The organism is Rhodococcus sp. (in: high G+C Gram-positive bacteria) (assembly GCF_049286785.1).
Taxonomy (GTDB): domain Bacteria; phylum Actinomycetota; class Actinomycetes; order Mycobacteriales; family Mycobacteriaceae; genus Rhodococcus_F.
In genome coordinates this window covers 1-3354 of sequence record NZ_JBAQEO010000356.1, presented here as the reverse complement: position 1 = coordinate 3354, position 3354 = coordinate 1, and the positions used below count along the sequence as shown (strand labels likewise).

Genomic DNA, 3354 nt, shown 5'->3' with positions numbered 1-3354 from the left:
GGCTGAGCCCACAGGAGTGCGCACAGCAGCTGCGCCTCTATGTCCAGTCGCGCGCCGTAGTCCATGTCATCGGCTGAGATGGTCTCGTCCGGGTCGGCATCAAGTGCGATGAGCATCGCGTGGTCTTCCTGCCGGTGACCGGCTGCCGTGGCGTCCATCAGGCTGCGTCCAGGTCCTTGATTCGGTCAGACCGGAATCCGGACCACTGCTCTTCTCCCGCAATAACAATGGGTGCTTGTAGGTATCCCAGGCTCAGCACGTAGTCCCGAGCGTTGCCGTCTTCGGTGATGTCGACAATCATGTACTCGATACCGGCTCTGTCGAGAGCCGGGTAGGTGGCGTTGCATTGAACGCACGCGGGTTTGCGCCAGACGGTGACGTCCATGAGATTTGCTCCCCTACTCCCACACCCGCCGGTCAGGCTGTGGCTTTGCCTTTGTCCTTGTCCAGCTGTGCGACGCGCTGATAACTGATCTCGAGGATGGTGGCCACATCGCGCATCGACAGCCCTCGTCCGCGCAGGTCGTGCACCACTGCCCGCGAGGTACGCGACGCCTTCTCCACCGCCCGCTGCGCCTCCGCGCTTCGCTGCTTCACCTCGGCGATCTCTCGAAGTGCGGCTGGGTCTCCGATGTCGTAGTCGAGCGTGACCTCCACCTGATCGGCCGGAACTCCGGTCAGCAGTTCCGCCGCGTCGGCGACCATCGCGGGGATCTGGTCGAGCCGCTTGGCTTGGGTGAACAAACCGTCGACCTCGGGAACGTCGACCGACCACCAATCATCGGAGCGCACCGCGTGTGCCGTGACCTTCATTTCCTGCCCTTTCCCTGACGTGTCTCGGTCATTCCGAGCTGCTTGCGGATCGCCTTGGCGGTCACCTCGGGAATCTCCCCGTGCCGGGCAACGACGGTGCGTCGTCCTCCGACCACCACTTTGGTGTGGCTGCCACCCTCGGTCTCCACGATGTCGAGTCCCGCGTCTTTCGCGAAAGCCCGTATCTCCTTGAGGAGTTCCGCTCGCTTCGTCATAAGGGTAAGTCTATCCCCCTCGACTAGCCAAGTCAAGGGGGATAGACAACATCATTCGTCGAGGTCGAAGACCTGATCGGGGACTCGCCTTCCGACCATGATTTCCTCGATCGGGGTCAGCTGATGCCCCAGTTCCTCGAGGAATCCCAGGTAGGCCTCGCCGCCTCTGGGCTTGCTCCGCCACCCGTCCTTGACCATGCGCGATTCCTGAGCCGCGATCACCAGCGCCAGCGTGAGCACCTGGGCGCGGCCGGCACCGAACCTGGTGACCTGATCGGCCACGAACTCGGAGGAGCTGTTCGACCCTGTGACTCCCAGCAACTCCCGGAGCACGCCGTAGGACTGGTATTCGGTCAGCAGGTGTGTGTCCCCGGCGAGGGCGATGGCCACGTACGCGGCAGCGAACTTCGGTGGGGTCTTGGCCGCGAGCAGACTGCACAGAAACTTGCGCCGCACGACGGTCGCCGCTTCTGTTTTGAGGTTGAGCGCTCGCACCATTTTGCGTTCGCGCCGTACGCGCTCCTCCGTCTCGAGCTGCTTACGTTTGTCCTCGGCCTGGGTTTCGAGCCTGTGCCGCTCCGCCTCCGCGCCCGGATCCCCTGCGGTGACCGCTGCGTCCGCTCCTGGTCCGCCAGCTCGTACCGCAGCCATGACGGGCGAGAGGCGTAGCCCTGCGGCGTCCGGATCGGCGCACACGTACTCGGGAAACCAGGTGTCCTCGATGTTGACGGTGTTGCAGTGGACCAGCCCTTCCTCCGCCTCGACCTCGGCCTCACCTTCGGTGTACCAGTCGACGGCATCCTCCTCGATCGGCAGTCCGGTCTCGATATCGGAGAGGAGCTGGCCCCTGCTCAGCACCACCGTCCAATGGGCGGGGTCGGCCTCGACGTTGTCGATGGTGACCTCGCCGCCCTCGGCAGTGCGCAGGTCCGCCATCGCAAGCACGCTCCCGTACCCGGGGTGGTCGGGCAGAACGCGGAATCCTTTCGCCACGTAGGGTGCTGCTGCCTCCTCGAATTCCTCCCGCTCGATTCGGGCGGCTCGCAGTTCTTCGGCGGTCGAGTGGAACCGCCAGCTCCCGCAGTCGAGCAGTTCGCGCACTGCTTCGACGTCCGAGTCGAACTCCGCGAGGATCGCGGCCCGCTCGAAATCGAGCTGGTTCTCGTCCAGGGTGGTGCGCGCAGCCTTGGATCTGCCGATCTTCGCGGCCTTCTCCACCCACGCCTGGTTCGCGTGGATCGACTTGGCGACCTTGGTCACCGAGAAACCCAGATCCAACAGCTCCGCCACCCCTGCGGCACGCTGACCGGGGGTGAGAGCGAGCCGATGCTCGTTCGCCTCCAGCTGGGCGACCACCCGTTCACCCTCTCGTTCCCGCTCGTCTGCGGCGGTATCCAATCGCACGATCACCGGAATCGTGGCGGTGCCGGCCTCACGCGCGGCCAGAGTGCGCCTCTGTCCATCCCGGACCATGATCCGTCCGTCTGCGTGCTGCACGGCACTGATCGCTTCGAGCACCCCGTGGTCACGAATGGACTCCACGAATTCGGGTGTGGCGGACAGATCCACCTGGTCGCGGACGTTGGCACCGATGTCGAGGGCGTGCGGGTCGAGTCGGACGAAGACTTCGCCGCCGTCGACGATCTCGGCGACGGGTCCGTTCGGAATTGCGGTCATGATGGTGCCTCTCGTAAGATTCGGGTCCAAGACACCGGGCAGATATCAGCTGCCCGGTGTCTTGTGTTTCCGGGTGGGTATGTCTCGGTTACGCAGTCACTGACCCGGCCCGGACGGCTGCCGGGTGCGTTTGCCCGTAACGCTGCTGGTGGAGGAAGTACTCCGAAAGGTGCACGGCGCGAAGGTCGGCGGCGACCGCGTCGTATCCCAGTGCCTCGAGCAACGCGACGTAGCGGTCGACGTAGCGGCATTCGAGGAGGGCGACCGATTCGACCATCGACTTGTGCGCGAAAACCACTTCGACGAACGTGTCCGCGGACTCGCAGACAGCCAGGATGTCGTACACCTTGTGCGCCTTTCGTTCGATGGGTTGTGCCTGAGTCCGTTCGGCGCGTGCGACGTCAGGACTGCTGGTGATGACTCCGTTGACCACGAAATCTTTTGTGCCGCTCATAGTTACCTCCATTGCCCAAGTGACCAGGGCCTTGTGCCCTGACAGATCAGTAGTCCGAATTGACGCAGCGCTTGTGGTTGTCGATAGAAGCGGGGCACGAGTAGTCACCGCATCCGCAGAAATGGCCTGCGTAGTAGTTTGTTGCGGCGTGATGGTCGTCGCCGTCCCGGTAGTCGTACTCACGTTCGTTGGTGA

Annotated in this window: 5 protein-coding genes; all 5 read right to left on the bottom strand. The window is 63.9% G+C overall.

The window, feature by feature from the left end; all coding sequences use genetic code 11:
- Nucleotides 1-157: 157 nt before the first annotated feature.
- The 5 genes from nrdH to WAW17_RS13225 all read right to left on the bottom strand — a co-directional run bounded on the left by nrdH (nt 158) and on the right by WAW17_RS13225 (nt 3159).
- On the bottom strand, nt 158-385 hold the full coding sequence (gene nrdH / locus WAW17_RS13245) for a glutaredoxin-like protein NrdH (protein ID WP_422333424.1): 228 nt from the start codon (nt 383-385) through the stop codon (nt 158-160).
- 32 nt (nt 386-417) lie between these two features.
- Entirely contained in the window at nt 418-813 is a 396-nt protein-coding gene (locus WAW17_RS13240) for a hypothetical protein (RefSeq protein ID WP_422333423.1), read from the bottom strand.
- Nucleotides 810-1028, bottom strand: coding sequence for a type II toxin-antitoxin system HicA family toxin (locus WAW17_RS13235; RefSeq protein ID WP_422333422.1), 219 nt, complete (start codon nt 1026-1028; stop codon nt 810-812). The genes WAW17_RS13240 and WAW17_RS13235 overlap by 4 nt, the downstream gene beginning before the upstream one ends.
- Nucleotides 1029-1079: 51 nt before the next feature.
- Nucleotides 1080-2705, bottom strand: a complete 1626-nt coding sequence (locus WAW17_RS13230) for a ParB/RepB/Spo0J family partition protein (RefSeq protein WP_422333421.1) — start codon at nt 2703-2705, stop codon at nt 1080-1082.
- Nucleotides 2706-2793: 88 nt separating this feature from the next.
- On the bottom strand, nt 2794-3159 hold the full coding sequence (locus tag WAW17_RS13225; protein WP_422333420.1) for a hypothetical protein: 366 nt from the start codon (nt 3157-3159) through the stop codon (nt 2794-2796).
- Nucleotides 3160-3354: the final 195 nt, after the last annotated feature.